Origin of the sequence: Flavobacterium sp. CFBP9031 (assembly GCF_034044945.1) — a bacterium.
GTDB lineage: Bacteria > Bacteroidota > Bacteroidia > Flavobacteriales > Flavobacteriaceae > Flavobacterium.
Map to the genome: position 1 here is coordinate 120,500 of NZ_JAXCWF010000015.1, position 19,604 is coordinate 140,103.

The 19,604-nt window shown below is 34.0% G+C and carries 17 protein-coding genes; 10 read left to right on the forward strand and 7 right to left on the reverse strand.

All coding sequences use genetic code 11. From position 1 onward, the window contains the following. The first annotated feature begins 23 nt into the window (after positions 1-23). The 6 genes from SOM12_RS21520 (at position 24) to SOM12_RS21545 (ending at position 6,652) form a co-directional block, all read left to right on the forward strand. A complete protein-coding gene (locus tag SOM12_RS21520) occupies positions 24-980 on the forward strand; it encodes a PorP/SprF family type IX secretion system membrane protein (protein ID WP_250834677.1) in 957 nt (318 codons plus the stop codon). Positions 981-1,138: 158 nt separating this feature from the next. After that, the gene (locus tag SOM12_RS21525; RefSeq protein ID WP_095930190.1) at positions 1,139-2,326 is read left to right on the forward strand and encodes a phosphoglycerate kinase; all 1,188 of its coding nucleotides are present in this window, start codon (positions 1,139-1,141) and stop codon (positions 2,324-2,326) included. 110 nt (positions 2,327-2,436) lie between these two features. Then, positions 2,437-4,254 carry a LysM peptidoglycan-binding domain-containing protein gene (locus tag SOM12_RS21530; RefSeq protein ID WP_320495398.1) on the forward strand — a complete coding sequence of 606 codons (1,818 nt, stop codon included), beginning with the start codon at positions 2,437-2,439 and terminating at the stop codon, positions 4,252-4,254. A 46-nt stretch (positions 4,255-4,300) separates the two neighbouring features. After that, positions 4,301-5,269 (forward strand): DUF4837 family protein, encoded by a 969-nt coding sequence (locus SOM12_RS21535; RefSeq protein WP_320495399.1) that lies wholly within the window; start codon positions 4,301-4,303, stop codon positions 5,267-5,269. A 131-nt stretch (positions 5,270-5,400) separates the two neighbouring features. Then, positions 5,401-6,042 (forward strand): DUF1579 domain-containing protein, encoded by a 642-nt coding sequence (locus SOM12_RS21540; protein WP_320495400.1) that lies wholly within the window; start codon positions 5,401-5,403, stop codon positions 6,040-6,042. Positions 6,043-6,205: 163 nt separating this feature from the next. After that, positions 6,206-6,652 (forward strand): GNAT family N-acetyltransferase, encoded by a 447-nt coding sequence (locus SOM12_RS21545; RefSeq protein WP_320495402.1) that lies wholly within the window; start codon positions 6,206-6,208, stop codon positions 6,650-6,652. 97 nt (positions 6,653-6,749) lie between these two features. Here the strand turns inward: SOM12_RS21545 and SOM12_RS21550 are convergent, their stop codons facing one another. The 4 genes from SOM12_RS21550 to rnpA all read right to left on the reverse strand — a co-directional run bounded on the left by SOM12_RS21550 (position 6,750) and on the right by rnpA (position 10,511). Beyond that, positions 6,750-7,553 (reverse strand): OmpA family protein, encoded by an 804-nt coding sequence (locus tag SOM12_RS21550; RefSeq protein ID WP_320495403.1) that lies wholly within the window; start codon positions 7,551-7,553, stop codon positions 6,750-6,752. Positions 7,554-7,556: 3 nt separating this feature from the next. Beyond that, on the reverse strand, positions 7,557-9,194 hold the full coding sequence (locus SOM12_RS21555) for a S41 family peptidase (RefSeq protein ID WP_320495404.1): 1,638 nt from the start codon (positions 9,192-9,194) through the stop codon (positions 7,557-7,559). Between the two features lie 2 nt (positions 9,195-9,196). Then, positions 9,197-10,036: a DUF4349 domain-containing protein gene (locus tag SOM12_RS21560; RefSeq protein WP_320495405.1), complete on the reverse strand. Its 840-nt coding sequence runs from the start codon at positions 10,034-10,036 to the stop codon at positions 9,197-9,199. A gap of 70 nt (positions 10,037-10,106) precedes the next feature. Then, the gene (gene rnpA / locus SOM12_RS21565; RefSeq protein ID WP_320495406.1) at positions 10,107-10,511 is read right to left on the reverse strand and encodes a ribonuclease P protein component; all 405 of its coding nucleotides are present in this window, start codon (positions 10,509-10,511) and stop codon (positions 10,107-10,109) included. A gap of 125 nt (positions 10,512-10,636) precedes the next feature. Here rnpA and SOM12_RS21570 point away from each other — a divergent pair, with 125 nt between their 5' ends. From SOM12_RS21570 to SOM12_RS21580, 3 genes are all read left to right on the forward strand, one after another. Then, positions 10,637-11,383: a lysophospholipid acyltransferase family protein gene (locus SOM12_RS21570; protein WP_320495407.1), complete on the forward strand. Its 747-nt coding sequence runs from the start codon at positions 10,637-10,639 to the stop codon at positions 11,381-11,383. 45 nt (positions 11,384-11,428) lie between these two features. Further along, the gene (locus tag SOM12_RS21575) at positions 11,429-12,421 is read left to right on the forward strand and encodes an acyl-ACP desaturase (protein ID WP_320495409.1); all 993 of its coding nucleotides are present in this window, start codon (positions 11,429-11,431) and stop codon (positions 12,419-12,421) included. Between the two features lie 213 nt (positions 12,422-12,634). Next, positions 12,635-13,288, forward strand: coding sequence for an HD domain-containing protein (locus SOM12_RS21580; RefSeq protein ID WP_320495410.1), 654 nt, complete (start codon positions 12,635-12,637; stop codon positions 13,286-13,288). Positions 13,289-14,120: 832 nt separating this feature from the next. Here SOM12_RS21580 and feoB read toward each other — a convergent pair. From feoB to SOM12_RS21600, 3 genes are all read right to left on the reverse strand, one after another. Then, entirely contained in the window at positions 14,121-16,220 is a 2,100-nt protein-coding gene (feoB, locus tag SOM12_RS21590) for a ferrous iron transport protein B (RefSeq protein ID WP_320495412.1), read from the reverse strand. Beyond that, positions 16,220-16,459: a FeoA family protein gene (locus SOM12_RS21595; protein ID WP_008465698.1), complete on the reverse strand. Its 240-nt coding sequence runs from the start codon at positions 16,457-16,459 to the stop codon at positions 16,220-16,222. The genes feoB and SOM12_RS21595 overlap by 1 nt, the downstream gene beginning before the upstream one ends. A 103-nt stretch (positions 16,460-16,562) precedes the next feature. Next, a complete protein-coding gene (locus SOM12_RS21600) occupies positions 16,563-17,228 on the reverse strand; it encodes an SCO family protein (protein WP_320495414.1) in 666 nt (221 codons plus the stop codon). Between the two features lie 226 nt (positions 17,229-17,454). Here SOM12_RS21600 and SOM12_RS21605 point away from each other — a divergent pair, with 226 nt between their 5' ends. Continuing rightward, positions 17,455-19,512 (forward strand): M13 family metallopeptidase, encoded by a 2,058-nt coding sequence (locus SOM12_RS21605; protein ID WP_320495416.1) that lies wholly within the window; start codon positions 17,455-17,457, stop codon positions 19,510-19,512. The last annotated feature ends 92 nt before the right edge of the window (positions 19,513-19,604 follow it).

A 19,604-nucleotide genomic window follows, 5' to 3' on the forward strand; every position in this document is an offset into this window, starting at 1 on the left:
TGTTATCTAAAAATATTAATACAATGAAAAAGCTTATTTTATCCTTAGTACTCATGGCTGTAACAACAAGTTACAGCCAAGAGTTAAACCTACCGGTGTTTACCCAGTATTTAGCTGATAACCCTTTTATTCTTTCTCCTGCTTATGCTGGTATTGGAGATAATCTCCGTATTAGAGCCAATGGTTTAACACAGTGGGTCGGAATTAAAGACGCACCAGATAACCAGTCATTGTATGCAGATTTTCGTGTTTTAGATCGTTCTGGAGTTGGTTTGTCATTGTATAATGATAGCAATGGTAATACAAGACAAACGGGAGCCAAAGTTTCATTTGCGCACCACTTGATTCTAGATTATCGTACAGAGCAATACCTTTCATTTGGTATTTCGTATAACATCAATACTTTTCGTTTAGAAACAAATAATTTTACGGGGACTGACGGAGGGATAACAGACGATCGTCGTACATCTAACAACAACTTTGATCTTAGTGCATTGTATCGTAACAGAGGATTTTATTTTAGTTTCAATGCCAACAACGTATTGAAAAAGAATATTAGTCTTGAGAGAGCAAACGAACCAGATCTTTTATCGAACTTTCAGGTATATTCTGGATTTACTTTTAAAGATGGAGAAAACAGACGTATCGAATACGAACCATCGGTTTTCTTACAGTACTTTGCAAATGACCAGCGTTCTACAACCGATTTTAACTTCAAATACAGACGTTACAATCGTTACGAAGATTACTATTGGATTGGAGTTTCTTACCGTTTCTTAAATGACCAGTTCCCAAAACCTTTGGCAATGGGACCAATGGCTGGTTTTATGAAATCTAAATTCTATTTTGCATACTCTTACCAGTTAATGTTTAATGGACTTGGAACGTATAACACAGGAACACATTCCATCACAATCGGATTCGATTTCTTACAATCTATCAGTAACTGTCCTTGTACACAAAGTCCAGTTCACGATTAGACAAGTAATTTTTATCATCTTTGAGAATTATTTTGTTTGTTTTCATAATTTACAACGTTTTCGTTTTTATTAATGGATTATTTTTGCTTTTTTGAAATTTAGACTACTGTAAAAGTTCTATATTTGTTATTCTTTCAAAAAATTAAAAAAATTAGCAGATGAAAACTTTAAACGATTTCGATTTTAAAAATAAAAAAGCAATTATCCGTGTTGACTTCAACGTGCCATTGGATGAGAATTTTAATGTAACAGATACAACACGTATTGAAGCTGCAAAGCCAACAATTGACGCTATTTTAGCTCAAGGTGGAAGTGTGATTTTAATGTCGCACCTTGGAAGACCAAAAGGAGCAGAAGAGAAATACTCTCTAAAACATATCTTAAAAACAGCTTCTGATATTTTAGGAGTTCAAGTAAAATTTGCTGAAAACTGCGTTGGAGAACCAGCTCAAACTGCAGCAAAAGATTTAAAACCAGGCGAAGTTCTTTTATTAGAAAATTTACGTTTCCATGCTGAAGAAGAAGCAGGAGATGTAGCTTTCGCTAAAGAATTAGCTTCTCTGGGAGATATTTATGTAAACGATGCATTTGGTACAGCTCACAGAGCACACGCATCTACTACAATTATTGCACAGTTTTTTCCAAACGATAAAACCTTTGGAACATTATTGGCAAAAGAAATTGACAGTTTAAATAAAGTTCTTAAAAACAGTGAAAAACCTGTAACTGCTGTTCTTGGAGGTTCTAAAGTTTCTTCTAAAATCACCGTTATCGAAAATATCTTAGATAAAGTAGATCACATGATTATTGGAGGAGGAATGACTTTTACTTTCGTTAAAGCGCAAGGAGGAAAAATCGGAGAGTCTATCTGCGAAGATGACAAATTAGATTTGGCTTTAGAAATTTTAAGACTAGCAAAAGAAAAAGGAGTGCAGGTACATATTCCTGTTGATGTTGTTGCTGCAGACGATTTCTCAAACAATGCAAATACTCAGATTGTAGACGTTACTGCAATTCCTGACGGATGGCAAGGTTTAGATGCGGGTCCAAAATCTTTGGAGAACTTCAAAAAAGTTATTTTAGAGTCAAAAACAATTCTTTGGAATGGTCCATTAGGAGTTTTTGAAATGGAAACTTTCTCTAAAGGAACAATCGCATTAGGAGATTATATCGCTGAAGCTACAGAAAATGGAGCATTTTCTTTAGTAGGAGGTGGAGATTCTGTTGCAGCAGTAAAACAGTTCGGATTTGAAGACAAAATGAGCTATGTTTCTACTGGTGGTGGGGCAATGCTAGAAATGTTAGAAGGAAGAATTTTACCTGGAATCGCAGCGATTTTAGACTAAAATATCACAATTAACATTTTTTTAAACACTTTTCTTCAATAAAGGGCTTAGATTTGCAAAAATACAACTCTTGTAATAGATTGAATTACAGAATTTTAAAATAATGTTATATGATTGTAAAAAAATTATCATTAGTGGTTTCCGCTTTCTTTTCGTTAGCTGTCTGTGCACAGGAAACGGCAAAGGCAGATGTAGAACTGAAGCCAGAGGTTAAGCTTTCATATTTAGATTCTATTAAAAGCACATTCAAAAAAGATCATTTAGCTACAAAAGTAGATAGTCTTTGGATGAATGAATTAGTAAGTCTAGATATTTATGATGATCTGACCAAAGAAATTCAAACCATTAACAAAGATGTTACTGTTGATGAAGAACTTCCAACCGAACTGCTAAAACAGCGTTTGGCGGCGATGAATCAGAAATCACCTTTTGAGATAGAATACAATCAAGGTTTAGAAAATATAATAAAGTCATTTCTTAAGAACCGTAAAAAATCGTTTTCTCGATTAATGGCTTTATCAGAATATTATTTCCCAATGTTCGAGGATGCTTTTGCAAAACAAAACGTTCCTTTGGAAATAAAATATTTAGCCGTTGTAGAATCTGCTTTAAATCCTAAAGCAGTTTCTAAAATGGGCGCTACGGGACTTTGGCAGTTTATGTACGGAACCGGAAAACAATACGCTTTAAAAATCGATTCTTATATCGACGAAAGAAGTGATCCTCTTAAAGCTACGGCAGCGGCTTCAGAATATATGACCAAAATGTTCAATATTTTTGGCGACTGGGAACTGGTTTTAGCTTCTTACAACTCAGGTCCAGGAAATGTTACTAAAGCGATTCGTCGTTCTGGAGGAAAAACAAAATACTGGGACATTCGTAATTATCTTCCAAAAGAAACTCAAGGTTATGTACCCGCTTTCTTAGCAACAATGTACCTTTTTGAATACCACAAAGAACACGGAATCAATCCGGAAAGAGCTGTGGTTAAAAACTTTGAAACAGATACAGTAGCGATCAAAAATCAAATGTCTTTCAAACAAATTGCCGATTTGTTAGACATGCCACAATCACAGATTCAGCTTTTAAATCCGTCATACAAAATGGGAGTTGTTCCGTTTTATCAGGGAGAACAGCATTTTATCAGACTTCCAAAAGATAAAGTAGCAACTTTTGTATCAAACGAAGAGCAAATTTATGCTTACGTAAAACACAATACAGAATTTAGATCTACATCTTCTAGATTAGCAGTAAAATATGCTCCAAAAGCAAAACCAGCAACAGTTAAACCTGCTGCGATTGATAATGGAGATTTCGAATTTTATAAAGTTAGAAAAGGAGATAATTTAGGAGCAATTGCTTCTAAATATAATGTGAGCATTGGCGAGATTAAAAAATGGAATAATTTAAAAACAAATGCAGTTGCAATTGGCAGAAGTTTAAAAATTAAACCAGAAGAGCCTTCACCTTCTGCTATTAAGGCAAATGCAATTGTAGATAAAAAAGAAGAAGCAATCGCATCTGCTGAAAATAAAGAGAAAACAGCTGTCGATATGGACTATGTTGTAGTGGCTGGCGACAATTTAGGAAGCATTGCAAAGAAATTCGGTACGACTATTGCGGAGTTAAAAGAACTTAACGATTTAACTTCAAATAACATTGGTTTAGGAAAAACACTTATTATTTCTAAAGCAGCAATAGTTATAGAAGAGCCGGCTTCAACAGCAATTGCATCAAACTCGGTTGATTCATTCAAGAAAAAAGCACCTTCTAAAAACGTTAGCGAAGATTATTACGTTAAAAAAGGAGATTCTTTATACAGCATTTCTAAAAAATATCCTGGAGTAACAATTTCAGATATTAAAAAATGGAATGGTATTAAAGATGAAGATATTAAACCGGGAATGAAACTTAAAATAAACGGATAATAGAAAAATCTTATTAAATTTGGGTTTTATTTCATAAATTAAAAAAATGAATAAAACCCATTTTTTATTGCTATTAGTTCCATTTTTCCTGACTTCTTGTTTCAAAAGTGAAAAACAAAGTGAAACAGTTTCTGGAAAAACCAATACCATTTCGGTCATTATTGATGATCAGTTGTGGTACGGAGAAGTAGGCGATAGTATTAGAAATAAATTTGCCTCACCGGTTCTTGGACTTACTCAAGAAGAACCGCTTTTTACCATTAATCAATATCCTGCGAGATTGCTTGAAGGTTTTGTTACCGACAGCCGAAGCATCATTGTAGTCAAAAAAACAAACGCAGAGAAATTCGAAATCATTCGAAGCACAACCCTTCCTCACAATACTTTTCGCATTTATGGAAAATCGGTAGACGATATTATATGCAGTCTTGAACTGAACGCACCGCAAATAATCAAAATTATTCACGATGCCGAAATTCAGAAAATTCAAGAAGATAATAGTGCTTCATTGCTAAATAAAGCAATTATTAAGAACAAATTTCACATCAATATTCAAATCCCGACAGGATATGAATACATGTTGCATAAAAAGAAATTCATATGGCTTAAGAAGGAAATTATAAGTGGTAATACCAGTTTATTAATTTATCAGATTCCGCTATATAATTTCAAGAAGAAAAAAGACGTTGTAAATGCTATTGTCAAAATGCGCGATTCAATCGGTAAATACATTCAAGGACGCGAACCCAATACACAAATGATTACCAGTGAAGCTTACGCACCCTATTTCTCAAAAATAATGTTGGACAATAAAGAAGCCTTTGAAACAAAAGGAACATGGGAATTGAAAAATGATTTCATGACTGGACCATTTATCAATTATGCTATTATAGACCCAACCTTTAATCGCGTTTTGGTTATTGAAGGATTCTCTTATTCACCCTCACATCAAGAACGCGATCTAATGCTAGAACTTGAAGCCATTATTAAAACAGTCAGAATAGACAAGCGATAGGTGTTTCGGTTCATGTTTGAAGTTTCTTTGCGGTTCAATTCGTTCAGTTTGTCAACGTGAAACCTGAAACTTTAAACGTGAAACAAAAAATTTCGTACTTTTATTCATAACAAACATAAAAACAATTAGTTATGAAAAAATTAACCGTAACCTTAGCACTAATAACGCTGTGTTTTATTTCTTGTAAAAAAGAAGTGAAAGAAGAAGCGACACCTACAACAGCGACAGATTCTGTTAAAACGGAAGAACCAGTTGCTGAAGCACCATTAGATTCTGCAACGCAGATGAAAGCTTGGCAAGAATATGCAACACCAGGAAATCCGCATAAAATACTGGCTGATGAAGTTGGAACATGGAATTGTGATATGACATTTTGGTCGGATGCCAATGCAAAACCTGAAAAAGAAACTTGTGTAGCCGAAATCAAAATGATCTTAGGAGGACGCTTTCAAGAAGCAACTTACAAAGGAACTATGATGGGACAGCCATTTGATGGTAAAGGAACAGTAGGCTATAATAACGCGAGCAAAGAATACGTCTCCACATTTATTGATAATATGGGAACCGGAATGATGATAGGTAGAGGAAAGTATAATGAAAGTACTAAGAGTATAGATTACGACGGAGAAATGGCCGATCCAGTAACAGCAAAAAATACCAAGTACAGAGAAGTTTACACCATCGTAGATGCTAAAACCCGAAAAATGGAAATGTACGATACAAAAAACGGAACTGAATATAAAAGCATGGAAATCGTAATGACGAAAAAGTAGTTTTCTAGTTAGTTACAAAGAAACAAAGGCGCAAAGACACAAAGGTTTATTCTACAAGATATAACTTTGTGTCTTTGTGATTTCTATAATAAACTTTAGCACAGCTAAAAAAATAATATAACTTAGCGCCTTTGTGTCTTCGTGGCAAAAAATTAAAAGAAGAATGGAATTAAAATGGAAAATAAAGCCTTTTGAGGCATTAACTGTTCATGAGTTATATGATTTGCTCAGATTGCGAAGTGAAATCTTTGTAGTCGAGCAAAATTGCGTTTATTTGGACCTTGATGGCAAAGACAAGAAAGCATTGCACCTTTTGGGGGAATTTGAAGGTAAAATAGTAGCTTATTCGCGCTTATTTGATGCGGGGATTAGTTTCGACAATGCTTCGATTGGAAGAGTCGTTGTAGATCAAAATTACAGAGACAGAAAATGGGGACACGAATTAATGCAAGAAGCCATAGCCCAAATTCAATCCAATTTTGGAAAAGATAAAATCACGATAGGAGCACAATTGTATTTGAAGAAATTCTACGAAAGCCACGGTTTTGTTCAAACCAGCGAAATGTATTTAGAAGATGATATTCCGCATATCGAGATGATTCGAGAATGATTAAAAATGAAGTAAATCCGTAAGGATTTTTAGCATATTCCAATAAGTAAAAAAACTTAGAATCTTAGCACCTCAGTTTCTTAGGATCTTAGAAATACTAAATTTTAGTAATCACAAACTCCACCCGCCGATCGTAATTATCACCTCGGCCTAAAGGATATCGATTGCCGCATCCAATATAGGTCATGCGGCTTTTGGATACTTTTTTGGACATTAGATAATGAAAAACAGTTTTGGCGCGATTCCAAGAAAGTCTTCTTTCTTTAGTGTCTCTATCAATTCCGTCGCTGTAAATTTCTGGCGTGCAGCAAACGTGTCCACGTATTTCAAAATTTAAGTTTCGATGATCTTGAAGCGTTGTCGCAATTTTATCCAGTTCTTTTTTAGAATTAGGAGTAAGTTTGGCACTTCCAATTTCAAACAAAATAGATTCCAGACAAACTTTATCGCCTACTTTTAACTTGTCTTTAAAAGAAGTGTGAATTCCTTTTCCGAAACTATTCTTTTTAACCACAATTAAGTCAACCCGCCGATTTCGGAGACGTGTTTCGTACAGATTTTCTATCGTATCTGCTTTTACGACAACACGCCCTTTTCCTTCAAGAATAACAATTTTACTTTGGTTGAATCCTTTTTTGATCAACAGATCCTGAATCGTATTGGCTCGATTGTTTGACAATCTAAAGTTATACTCATCATTTCCGCGATCATCACAATAGCCATAAATCTGTATAGACTCTACTTTAGAAGTGTCTATGCTCTTTATAAAATTAGAAACCACACTGATTTGCTTTTCTGTCAAATCATACTTGTCGAATTCAAAATAAATAGTCTCAACAGGTTTTTGTTGTGCGTTTACTGTATAATATGAAAAAAGAATCAGGGCTAGAGTTATCTTCATTCACTACATTTTTAAAATCGTCTTATATTCTGTTTGGTTATTTAATACGCTAACTGCTCTTTTAATTTCAGAATTGTTTTTTAAGTAATACTGATACAAACCTTCCTGATATTGGTATCTTTTAATCAATTCTTCCAAAATCATGTTTTTAATCTCTTTTTGGTTTTTATCTAGTAAAGTAGTCTCGCTTTTTTCCAAAGCATTTAACAATTGCTGATATTCGGCAGTAATGGTCTCGTCTATTTTTTCTTTTTTAGCTGCAGCTAAAGTATTTTTCAAAGCCACTTCAGTTTCTGTGTCAAAAGTGATTTTGTTAGTTTTTAGATATTGTTTGAAAGCAGTATAGTCTGCATCGGTCAAAGTTGGAATCTTATCACCCAAATTTGGATTTTTATAATAATATGTTGTTGCATAATCAAAAACACCATCATTTTTGATTAAAGCAGTAGCAATCGAACTGGTTTTTGCCTCTTCCAATTCTATGTCTGGTAAAACTCCTCCGCCATCATAAACCGTTCTGCCTTTTCTAGTTTTAAAAGCATTATAGTTTTTGGCATCCGTTTTTTGGGCTACGCCATTTTTGTCTTTGTGTGCATAATCCAAAGCCTGAATACATCTTCCTGAAGGCGTATAATATCTTGAAATAGTTACTTTTAATTGTGTTCCATAAGTTAAATCGACAGAACGCTGTACCAAACCTTTACCGAAACTTCTGCTTCCTAAAATTACAGCGCGATCCAAATCTTGCAAAGCACCCGAAACAATTTCAGAAGCCGAAGCACTTCTTCCGTTTACTAAAATTGCTAACGGAATTTCAGTGTCAACTGGTTCTTTCTGTGTTTTGTATGTATTATTGTGTTTTTCAATTCTAGATTTTGTTGTTACAATAACTTCATTTTTCGGAACAAACAAATTACAGATATCAATGGCTTCGTTTAATAAACCACCAGGATTTCCTCTTAAATCCAAAACAATTTGCTTGGCACCGTCGGCTTTTAGTTTTTCCAATGCGTCTTTCACTTCGGCAGAAGCTTTTCTGCTAAAATGCGCTAAAACAATATAACCCGTTTTATCATCTATTTTTCCGTAAAAAGGAACCGATTTAATATCAACTTCATCCAAAACTAAAACGGTAGTGTTTGGTTTTCCTTGACGAAGGTATTTGATGTTGATTTTCGTGTTTTTTGTTCCTTTCAATAATTGAGAGGCATCATCCTTAAAATCAGCAATTAGAACATCGCCAATCTGAATAATTTCGTCACCAGCTTTTAGTCCGGCTTTATCTGCGGGATAATTTTTGTATGGTTCACGAACAACCAAACGGTCTTTTTTTCTAGAAATCAGAGCGCCAATTCCAGTATATTCTCCCGTATTATTGATTTTAAAGTTAACAACATCTTGCTCATTAAAATAAACCGTATATGGATCTAGACTTCCCAACATACTTTTGATCGCTTTGTCCATCAAATCTCCAGGATTGGTTTCGTCAACATAATTGGTATTTACGGCTTTAAACAAAGTGGTGAAAATCTCAATTTGTTTGGCAATTTCAAAAAAGTCTTCTTTAAAACTGGTTCCAACAAACAACATTCCCGCCGCAGCGACTGGTATAATAAATTTCTTTTTGAAATACGGATACATGATTATTCTTTTTTTCTTCTTTTTAATCTTCTTCTTATAAAATAGGCAAATACAACAAATAAAATTACAAACGGCCAAGCGCTTAATAGTGAAATCAATAAATCAGATAAAGTATAGAATCCAGATTTAACAGCGTTCCAAAGTTTTGAACCGTATGATATTTTAACGCCTTCTTTTTCGGCAATCGTTTTATAAAATTCTATTGTAATTGTGCTTTCAGAAACACGGCTTTCCAAATATTTTAGCTGTCCTTCTTTGGCTTCAATTTCTTCGCGAATAGCTGAAATCTGTTCTTCAATTTCTAAAATCTCACTGACTTTATTTGCTTTCTTTAATATTTCAAGATAACGTTCTTCGAGTTTTTTCTTGGTTTTTAATCTTGAAGTAAGATCAATATATTGTTCAGTAACATCTTCGGCAGATATGTTTTTGACCTCAAAATAAGAAACACCTTTTGAAACATCACTTATAAAACGGTCAAAATTCTGGCTTGGTACTTTTACAATAAGATTTCTAAAAACAGTTCCATAATCTTTACCCTCAGAATCGTTAATAATTCGAGCTTTGTTATTTGAGACAGCTTTTTGAACTTGATTGAAAGTGTTTTCCAAATTATCGGTTTCAAATCGTAAAGTGGCTTCCTTTATAATCTTTTGCTCAATTTCTTGTTTGACTTTTGGAGGCGGTGGTGCTTTAGCGGGATCTGCGTCATAAGAAGATGCTTCTGCTTTTGCAGGAAGTTTTACTGACTGAATAGAGATTGCGCTTGCTTCTGGTTCGTAAGATTTACTGCATCCAGAAAGAATCAAGAAAAAAACACATAAAAAGAAAAGTTGACGCATAAAATTTCAATTTAGAGCTAAAACTACGATTTTTTTGTCTAACTTGATTAATAATCTTACGTTTTGAAATTTACGCTTCTGTTTTCGTCTCAGAATCTTGAGGTTTGTTGATTTGCGCTGCAAATTTCTCAAACAATTGAATCATTTTAGTATTGATTTCTTCGTAGGATAAACGGTCTTTGGTCTGATAAAAAAGCATTATCGAATAGGGCTGATCCAGATTATCTAAAAGTAAATGTTTGTTTAATCGATAGGTTTCTCTCAAAACTCTTTTAAAGTAATTGCGGTCAACGGCTTTCTTGAAATATTTCTTAGAAACCGAAACTCCAATTTTGGTTTGTTCTTCTGAATTTTCCTCCGCTTGACGGTAAACCAAACGAAGCGGATATTTGGACACCGATTTTCCATTAGAAAACAGTAATCCAATTGTCGTTTTGCTTTTTAAACGCTCGTTTTTAGGGTAAGTAAAGTTCATTTAATTCAGAAAAAATTTGCAAATTCTAGTGCAAAGGTACAATTAAACCATAAAAACAGTTATTGTTTTCAATTTTAATAAGTCTAAAAATATATTTACTACTTTTGCGCATTAATTTTTGAAGCATGGAAAAAATTATTTCTTATCCCATATCGGTAATTTACTATTTATTATTTGGTTTGTGTTTGGCTGTTTTTCATCCAATTCAGTGGATTTGTTTAAATGTTTTTGGTTACCAAGCTCACAAAAAAAGTGTTGATTATTTAAATTTCTGTCTTTTAAAATGTACTAATCTTGTCGGGACAAGATATACAATTGAGGGCGTGGACACGGTTCCGAAGGGTGTGCCAATTATTTTTGTGGCAAATCACCAAAGTATGTATGATATCGTGGCAATGATTTGGTACTTTAGACGTTTTCATTGTAAATTTGTAAGTAAGAAGGAGTTAGGCAGCGGAATTCCAAGTGTTTCTTTCAATTTGAAATATGGAGGATCTGTCCTAATTGACCGTAAAGACCCTAAACAAGCGATACCCGTTATTAAAAGCTTGTCTGAATATATCGAAAAAAACACAAGATCTGCCGTTATTTTCCCAGAAGGGACAAGAAGTAAAACGGGAGTACCAAAAGAATTTGCGCAAAGCGGTTTAAAAATTTTATGCAAATATGCACCATCTGCGTATGTTGTACCGGTAAGCATCAATAATTCTTGGAAAATGGTAAAGTTTGGTTTTTTTCCTGTTGGTTTAGGAAATCACCTGAAGTTTACAGCTCATAAAGCTTTGGCTGTTAAAGATTACAAGTTTGAAGAGCTAATGGAGATAACTGAAAAAGCAGTTAAAGAAGGAATAAATGAATATAAACAAGTTTAAGTTTTAGTCCGAGCTAAAACGTACAACTCAAATCTATAATAAGTAATGTCTATAAAAAACATTAGATTAGAAGTAATGCAGTTTTTGGAAAAAAACGTGGATAGCTTCGTTGAACAGTATTTAATTCCAGTGGAAAAAATCTGGCAGCCGTCTGATTTCTTGCCTAATTCTGAAGGAGAAAATTTCTTTGAAGAGGTTAAAGAATTACGCGAGATTGCAAAAGAACTTCCATACGATTTCTGGGTTACGCTTGTTGGTGATACTATCACTGAGGAAGCATTGCCTACATATGAGTCATGGTTAATGGATGTAGAAGGGGTAAACCAAGTAGAAAATGGTGGAAACGGTTGGTCGAAATGGATTCGTCAATGGACTGGAGAAGAAAACCGCCACGGAGATCTTTTAAATAAATACTTGTATTTGTCTGGTCGTGTGAACATGCGTGAAATCGAAATGACGACACAGCATTTGATCAACGACGGTTTTGATATTGGAACTGGAAGTGACCCATACAAAAACTTTGTATACACTAGTTTTCAGGAATTAGCAACTTATGTTTCGCACAATAGAGTAGCACAGATGGCTAAGAAATTTGGTGATAACAAGTTGTCTAAAATGTGCAAAATGATTGCGGGAGACGAAATGCGTCACCACCACGCTTATAGCGAATTTGTTACTAGAATTTTCCAAGTGGATCCAAGCGAGATGATGTTGGCTTTTCAATACATGATGAAGCAGAAAATTGTTATGCCTGCTCACTTTTTGAGAGAATCTGGTCAAAAAATAAGCACAGCTTTCGAACAGTTTTCAGATTCTGCGCAACGTATCGGAGTTTATACAGCAAACGATTATGTTGAAATCATGCAGAAATTAATCAACAAATGGGAAATTGATAAAATTTCTAATTTGACTGATGAAGCAGAAAAAGCTCGTGATTACTTAATGAAATTGCCAGGTCGTATGGCCAAAATCTCTGAAAGAATTGTTATTCCACAAGAATCACATATTTTCAAATGGGTTGAACCAGCGAGACTTTAAATTTTAGATTTTAGATTTTCGTGATGATTTTATAAAGCTTGTCTTCCTGAGCGAAGTCGAAGGATCTCACGCTAAATGTCTTTCGAATGAGAATTTAAAAAATTTGAAACTTTAAAGAAACGCAACATCGTTGCTTTAAAATATATTTGTTGATTGTTAGAGATTAAAAATCTTTGACAATCAACATTTTTTATTAACTGTAAAAACCTCTATATGAGCGATTCACAACTGATTATTAAAACTATTGCTTTTGTTAAAGAAAAACTAAACGATGCCGAAGGCGGACATGATTGGTTTCATATTGAGCGAGTTTATAAGAACGCAATTTTGATTGCCAGAGAAACAGAGTGCGATCTTACAGTTGTGCAATTAGGTGCTTTATTGCATGATATTGCCGATAGTAAATTTCACAACGGAGATGAAACAATCGGGCCAAAAACAGCAAGAGCGTTTTTAGAGAAAGAAAATGTTGATGAGGACACAATTGCTCAAGTTGTCAATATCATTGAAAATATCTCTTATAAAGGCGGAAATTTTGAGAGAAAGTTCTCTTCAGTCGAATTGGATATCGTTCAAGATGCTGATCGTCTTGACGCAATTGGTGCAATTGGTGTTGCAAGAGCATTTAATTACGGCGGATTTAAAAACCGGGCGTTATACAATCCAGAAATTGAGCCGGTGACCAATATGACAAAAGAGGAGTATAAAAAGAATAGCGCTCCAACCATTAATCATTTCTACGAAAAGCTTTTACTGCTTAAGGACAAAATGAATACCGAAAAAGGAAAAGAAATTGCGACAGAAAGACATCGTTTTATGGAAACTTTTCTAGCTCAGTTTTATGCCGAATGGGAAGGGTTGAAATAGAAATTACATTCAGATTATAAACATAAAAAACGGCTCTAATCTAGAGCCGTTTTTTATTTTGTGATAAGGTATATCAGAAGCTTTAAAGGATTATAATCGGGATTTTAAAAAGCACATTATTACAAAAGCGCATAAAAAACCAATTGAAAACCATAGTATCCTAGTTATGTTGATATTTCGAATCATTTCCCTTTTTTCAAACCTTGTCATTTCAAATGTATTTTTAATAATTCAAAAATAATTTGACTTAAGGTATGATGGTGCCTTGAAAAGCTTTTAAACCATTATAATAAGACATTTTTTAATCTCAGTTCTCAGTCTCAATCAGAGTTACAGTCTATATTCTTTATTCTATATTCTTAATTAGATAAAATTGAGAAAAAAACTAATGATGATGTTTCATTATCAAATAAGTAATAATTGTTGCACATAAAAAACCTATTGCAAACCACAGTAATCGAGCAACTCTGTTGTCTCGTATTACTTCCATTCTATCTTCTGGTGTCATTTTTAATAAATTTAGAAGGCAAAAGTAGTTTTAGAAAATATACTATTAAGCTATTATAGGTTTTTAAAACAACAGAATAAGACATTTTTGATGGTTGCAAAAAAAAAGCTTCAAATAGAAATTAAATCCATTTGAAGCTTTTAGTGTTTTGGTCTTAGTGCCTTAGAATCTTAGGGTCTTAGAACCTTAAAATTAGGAACATCCACAATCGGTTCCGCTACCGCAGTCTTTTTTCTTTTTGGATTTAAAGAAGAACTTTTTAATTAAAAAAGCAACGGCAATTCCTAATATCGCAAAGGCTATTATTTCCTGAAACATGACTTTTTATTTTAAAAGTTGATACGCAATTAATGCGGTAAAATAAGCGAGACCACTCATTAAAAACAGTTGCATTGCAGGCCATTTCCATGAATTGGTTTCTTTTTTGGTAATCGCCAATGTACTAGCGCATTGCATAGCAAAAGCATAAAATAGCAATAAAGAAATTCCGGTGGCAAAATCAAATATTTTTTTTCCGGTATTTGGCCAAACTTCTGCCTGCATTTTGCTTTTTATGGTCGACTCATTATCAGTATCTCCAACACTGTAAATGGTTGCCAACGTTCCTACGAAAACTTCGCGGGCAGCAAAAGAACTGATTAAAGCAATTCCGATTTTCCAATCGTAACCCAAAGGCTTAATTGCTGGCTCGATCGCGCGTCCCATTAATCCAATATAGGAATTCTCTAATTTTTGAGAATTAACTTCATTTTCAAACTGAGTTTCATCCAAAGCTGTATTGGCAAATCTTTCTTTTACGATAGTTTCGGCTTCGTTGAATTCTTTTCCAGGTCCGTATGAGGCCAAAAACCAAAGAATAACAGAGATCGCCAAGATAATTTTACCTGCTCCAACAACAAAAGCTTTTGTTTTTTCTACAACGTTGATTCCAACATTCTTTAAAAGAGGCATTTTATAACTTGGCATTTCCACAACGAAATACGTTTTAGAATCTAACTTTAATACTTTATTCAAGATATAGGCCGATAAAATAGCTGTAAAAAATCCTAAAACATAAAGCGCCATAAGCGTTAATCCCTGAAGATTTAAAACTCCAAAAAGGCGTTTGCTCGGAATTACAAGTGAAATAATAATGGCATAAACAGGTAACCTTGCCGAACAAGTGGTGAATGGCGTTACTAAGATCGTAATAAGGCGTTCTTTCCAGTTTTCGATATTTCGAGTCGCCATAATCGCGGGAATGGCACAGGCAGTTCCAGAAATTAAAGGCACAACGCTTTTTCCCGAAAGTCCAAACTTGCGCATGATTTTATCCATTAAGAATACAACACGGCTCATATAACCGCTTTCTTCTAAAATCGAAATGAATAAAAACAAGAAAGCAATCTGCGGAATGAAAATAATAACTCCACCAATTCCTGGAATAATTCCCTGCGAAAGTAAATCGGTTAAAATACCGCTTGGCAGTTCTTCTGCAACCCAGCTGCTTAAAGAAGCAAAAGTGCTATCAATGAAATCCATTGGAATAGTTGACCAGCTGAAAATTGATTGGAAAATCAAGAATAAAATGGCAAAGAAAATAAAGTAACCCCAAACTTTGTGCGTTAAAACGCGATCCAATTTTGCTCGGATATCTTTCGCGGTCGAAGCATCAATCTTTAAACCTTCTTTTAAAACATCATTGATAAATTGATATCTTTTGATGGTTTCTTTCTGCTGTAAACGCTTTAATTCTGAATGTGATTTGGTAAAAGTGCTTCGGATTTCATTTCGATCTAAATTCAAGAAATTGACATCTTGCGTAATGACCAACCACAATTTATACATCAATTGGTTTGGAAATGCTTTTTGTAATTTTTCAAAATATTCAGGATCAATTACAGAAGCATTCAAACACGGTTCGTGCGGAAGTGTTTTATAAGAAACAATCAGTTCTTTTAATTCTTCAATTCCTAAACCTTTGCGAGAACTTACTAATGCAATTTTTGTTTTTAGTTTCTCTTCTAAATACGGAATATCCAAAGAAATTCCTTTACGCTCCATACGATCAGACATATTGATAACCAAAATCGTCGGAATTTCTAGATCTTTTATTTGGGTGTAGATGAGTAGATTTCGTTTCAGATTTTCAACATCTGTTACAACAACCGCTACATCTGGATATAGTTTATCGTTTTTGTTTAGCAAAAGCTCGATTACAACACTTTCGTCCATCGAACTCGCATTCAAACTGTACGTTCCAGGTAAATCTAGAATATTGGCTTTTACGTTATTAGGTAATTTGCAAAATCCTATTTTCTTCTCAACCGTGATTCCAGGATAATTTCCAACTTGTTGGTTCAGACCTGTTAATTGATTGAAGACAGAGGTTTTTCCGGTATTGGGATTTCCGATAAGGGCAACATTTATATTCTGAACACTCATTACAAATTGGTTTTGATAAGTTCAACTTCAATTTCACGAGCTGTTTCAATACGAATGGCAACATGAGAACCGTTAATATCTAAATATAAAGGATCGCCAAAAGGAGCAACCTGTAGCAATTCAACTAAGCTACCAGGCAGACAACCCATTTCTAATAATTTAAGTGGAATAAGATCGATATCAAAATCTTTGATAATGGCTTTTTCGCCTTTTTTCAGAGTGTGTATTGTATTTTGCAAGCTTATTTAGATTGAATTTAGATTGCAAAAGTAGACAATTATTCTTTATTTCAAGGTATTTAACCGTTCCACAAATGCTAAATGTTTCTAAAAATAAGGGTTTTTACTCTTGAGAAAGGAATTCGATGTCTTCTAAAAGACGTTTTACATCTTCTTTATTTGTTCCGTCATAAAAACCTCTAACGCGGCGTTTTTGATCGACCAAAACAAAATTTTCTGTATGAACCATATCATAAAGCTGATCTGGTCTACCCAATTTCACAGCCAAATACGATTTTCTGGCCATAGTGTAGATTTGTTTTTTATCTCCAGTAACCAGATTCCATTTGCTGTCTACAACACCATATTTAATGGCATAAGCTTTTAAAACGGAAACACTGTCAACTTCAGGAAAAACAGTATGAGAAAGCAACATTACTTTAGGATTGTTTAAAACTGCTTTTTGAACCTCAACAAGATTGGTTGACATTTTTGGGCAGATCGATCCGCAAGTGGTAAAGAAGAAATCGGCAACATAAATTTTCCCTTCGTAATTTTTCTGGGTAATGGTATCACCATTTTGATTGATAAAAGAAAAATCGGCAATAGTGTGGTATTTGCTTTTATATTGAACTGTACTATCTACCAATTCAGGATTTACATCAGCTGGATTGTAAATCGGAAGCGTTTTTTTAGGTTTTAAAGCCGAGTAAAACAAGGATATCGTAACAACCGAAAATACTATTAGAACAATGAAGAATTTGCGGTATTTATATAAAAGCGATTTCATAAAAATAATTTGGCGCAAAAATACAAAAAGCAGATTCTAAAAACTTTACTGGATTAATTTTTTAACAGCCTTTTGTAACTTTTACCAGTATCTGTAGACATATACCTCAATGTTTAAGTTCTATTTGTGAAATTTATCCGTCTTTTTGATTGTACAGTTAGAATTTTAACATAATTTTTGAAATAATAACAATATGTTTGTATTTTCCCTTAAACTATAATTTTTTATGAAAAAACAATTTGCTAAACCTGTGTTTGGTGTGATATCTGCAATGTTTGCAATTACCGCAGCCCAAGCTCAAAATGCTCCAAAGGAACCAGGTATTAATGTTTCGTACATGAATACGAATATTAGCCCAAGTCAGGATTTTTTCAAATATGTAAACGGTACTTGGCTAGAAAAAACAGAAATCCCGAGTGATCGTACGACATGGGGAAGTTTTAATGAACTGATTAAGAAAACTGACAAAGATGTTATGGCAGTTTTGCAGGAGGCTGCAAAGAATCCAAAGTACAAATCAAATACAGATCAAGGAAAAGCGGTGAATCTGTATAATACTTACTTAGATTCTATTGGAAGAAATAAAAAAGGAATCGAGCCATTAAAGCCATATCTGAAAAAAATTGATGCAATTAAAAACATTGCCGATGTTCAGAAATATTTGGTTGAAATGGAAAAAGAAGGAAATGCTGGATTTTTCGGAATTTACATTGGAGCTGATGATAAAGACAGTTCTAAAAACTCTGTAAATTTAGGACCAAACCAATTAGGACTTCCTGATAAAGATTACTACACTTCTGAAGATAAAGATTCAAAAGAAAAACGTGTAAAATATGAATTGCATGTTGCGAGAATGCTTCAGTTTATTGGAGAATCTCCAGAAAAAGCAAAACAAAGTGCTGCTGAGGTTTTAGCTCTTGAAACAGAATTGTCAAAACCAAGATTAAACAGAGTAGAAAGAAGAGACAGTCGTTTGCAATACAACCCAATGACAGTTGCTGAACTTCAAAAATTGACTCCTGCTATTAAATGGAACGAATATTTTGCTGGTTTAGGAATTACTAATTTACAGAATGTAATTGTTTCTGAGCCTAAATATATGACTGCTTTAGAAACTGTTTTCAAAGAAAATAAAGTAGCACAATGGAAAGAATACCTAAAATGGGATTTGATTAACAGTGCTGCAGGTAAACTGACAACAGCAATTGATAATGCTAATTTTGATTTCTACAGCAAAACATTAAGAGGTGCAATTAAACAGCTTCCGTCTGAAGAAAGAGCACTGAATGTTGTTAACGGAAATGTTGGTGAAGCTCTTGGAAAACTTTATGTAGAGAAGGTTTTTCCAGCTGAGGCTAAAACTAAAGCGATTGATATGATTCATAATGTTATTACGGCTTACCAAAATCGTATTAACAATTTAACTTGGATGTCTAAAGATACTAAGGCAAAAGCAATCGAAAAGCTGAACAAAATAACGATTAAAGTTGGATATCCTGATAAATGGAAAGACTATTCGGCTTTGGAAATTAAAAGTATTGCAGACGGAGGAAGCTATTTTGAGAATTCTAAAAACTTAGCGTTATGGAGATTTAAGAAAAGCGTCGATAAATTGTCTAAACCAGTTGATAAAACAGAATGGCATATGTCGCCTCAAACGGTAAATGCTTACTACAATCCATCTTATAACGAAATTGTATTTCCAGCTGCAATCTTACAACCGCCTTTCTATAATTACCAAGCTGACGAAGCGGTTAATTATGGTGGAATTGGTGCTGTAATTGGTCACGAGATTTCTCACGGATTTGATGATTCTGGTGCGCGTTACAACGCAGAAGGAAATTTGGTTGACTGGTGGACAGAAGATGATTTGAAACAATTCACTGCTCTTGGAACAGATTTGGCAAATCAGTACAGCGCTCTTGAGCCGTTGCCAGGAATTCATGTAGATGGTCATTTTACTTTAGGTGAAAACATTGGTGACTTAGGCGGAATCAACGCTGCTTATGATGGTTTGCAATTGTATTTGAAAGCTCATGGAAATCCAGGTTTAATCGACGGATTTACTCCAGAACAGCGTTTCTTTATTTCATGGGCTACAGTTTGGAGAACAAAATCTAGAGAAGAAGCAATCAAAAATCAAGTAAAAACAGATCCGCACTCACCGGGAATGTACAGAGCTTATGTTCCAATTCAGAATGTTGATGCTTTCTACAAAGCTTTCGATATTAAGAAAGGAGATAAAATGTATGTTGAACCAGAAAAACGAGTTAAAATCTGGTAATCAATTTTAATAATCATAAAAAGGGCGGTTTCGAATTTCGGAACCGCCCTTTTGCTTTATTATTTTTAGATAATCAGAAGATGTTCCTACGG